The organism is Paenibacillus sp. y28, assembly GCF_037137075.1.
Classification (GTDB): Bacteria; Bacillota; Bacilli; order Paenibacillales; family NBRC-103111; genus JBBBNV01.
Window position 1 is genome coordinate 1 of sequence record NZ_JBBBNV010000074.1, and the last position, 2,215, is coordinate 2,215.

The 2,215-nt window shown below is 43.7% G+C and carries 2 protein-coding genes; both read left to right on the forward strand.

All coding sequences use genetic code 11. The features are described from left to right. Positions 1-831: S-layer homology domain-containing protein (locus WBG83_RS22230; protein ID WP_336747572.1), on the forward strand; the 831-nt coding region annotated here is incomplete at its 5' end. Positions 832-848: 17 nt separating this feature from the next. Then, positions 849-2,215: CARDB domain-containing protein (locus WBG83_RS22235; RefSeq protein ID WP_336747573.1), on the forward strand; the 1,367-nt coding region annotated here is incomplete at its 3' end.

The following is a 2,215-nucleotide window of genomic DNA, read 5'->3' on the forward strand; positions in this document are numbered from 1 at the left end:
TATGGGGACTGGAACACGCCGATTACCCGGGAGCAGATGGCAAAAATTGCGGTTCGGGCAATTGGCCAAAAAGCGGAAGATGAGAAGCAGTGGTTGTATTTAGCAACCAAAGCCGGTTTAATCACAGGTTTAGGGGGCGGGGAGCTGGGCCCGGATCAGCCGACTACAAGGGCACAATCAGTGACCATCATTGAGCGGATTTTGAATATCCGAGCTGGCGGGAAGGAAGAGGTAGACAAAGCTGCGGTGAATATGGCGGAGCTGCACTGGCATAAAACGAATATTTTCACGGTGATGCCGCAGTTTTTTGGAAATGTAATGCCAGGTTACGAATGGGACCCTAACAACCTGTTTGTCGAAACACCAGACGGAAAATACCGTGGGGAGCTGGACGCTCTGATTGCCGTTGATATGGAAGATCCCAATGATCCAAATTTAAAAGAGCTTGGAGACCTGTCAACGTTACAATGGTTTAACTTAGCAGATAAGACATTCCCAGTAACAGATTACCCTAAAAGTTACATCTTATTTTTCAAGGGACATGTTGATTATAACTACGATACAACCATTTATGGTGCAGAAAGAACGTACTTACCTTACAGTATCGGCGGCGTCACTAATGTGGATATGGACAGTTTTAGGGATGGAAAACTTACAAAGAGTGCCCCGCTTTATAGAAATAAAGTTGCGGATGTTCCGGGTTATATAATCCCTAAACTCTTGTATACGAACAATTATCTAATACTTTCTTTGAGGGCACCAGCAATAGCACCGAATAAGGACTACAGAAAAGATATACTTCAGGTTACTGCCCCACTGTCAATTTACTAAAGGAGGATAGCCCACCCGTGAAAAGAAAATCCTTTTTTAAACTAAGCGGTGCCGTTGCGGTACTGCTTTCTATTTCTTTACTTGTTTCGATTCTTCTTCCAGATCCGCCTTCTGTTTATGCAGAAGATGTAGAAATCACATATGGGATATCAGCAGATAAGTGGCAATCTGACGGAGGGTTTACTAAATATTCGAGTTTGCCTGGTCAAGTGACCATAGAGAAGACAGGGTATAAAATCGTATCCGCTGAAGTTGTGAGGACTGATGGGGGTTCATATACCCAAAAGATTACTGATGCGATAGGACAAACTAGCTGGACTGGACAATTAACCATTCCGGGTGTGGAGATTCCTGTTTCATCAATAGGAAATGAAACTGTAAAAGGTTACTATGCGTGGTACCGGTATTCTAAAGCAGATAACGACCCCTATTGGTATGCTGATTTTGACCGAGTAGATGACAGTTATAATAGCTACGGGGAACAAAGAACATGTAAATCTTCCGATCTGGATTCTTTTGGTTTGCCTGCTACTCCAGGCTGTGACGATAGCCGTCTAACATTAAGTGGTGGGTTAGAAAAAGCATTTCTAACAACAGATAGTAGCAAGAAATATGTACACTATAGTTTTGTAGATAATGTTAAAGCAACTGGTATGTCATATATTGATTTCGATTCAGATATTCAAGGTCCAGAGGGTATTATCGGAACTTCCGATAAAACCACTAATGCGACTGGTGTAAAAATGTCACCAGACATGGAAAGAATGACAGTCCAGTATTATCAAAATTTTGATCACATTAATAAGGGCAGCGACAAGGATTTTGCTGCATATGGCGCAAGAATGATTGTCTACTTCGCATCCTTCAAAACAGATATTTTTTCTTTTACTTACCAGTATCCATATAAAGTTCAAGTCATATACGAACCAATTAAAAAACCAGACCTGGTAGCCGACTCCATCGCCCTCACCTCCAAGCTCAAACTCGGAGAAACCGGGGAAATTGAAGTTAAATTCCATAATGCCGGCGTGAACATTACGAAGGATTTCAAAGTCGCCGCCTTTGCTTCCGGGACACCGCTGCAGGGCTCACCGATAACGATTAATGGCATGACGGCCGGAGAGTCGAAAACTCTGCGCTTTCCGTTTACCTTCACGGCCACCGGCAATGTGCCGATTGAATTCAAAGTCGATTACGGCACCACGATGAACGATAACGGAGTCATCGATGAGGAAAATGAAGCGAACAATGTCAAAGGGGATATTGTCAGTCCTGACCTGGGCATCGACGGGGATTTTGGCATTCCAACCGAGGTGACTCTCCGTGACCCGATCCCGATTACGCCTAAGGATTTTGATGTTCCAGCCGCGTGCGGTTATGAGTA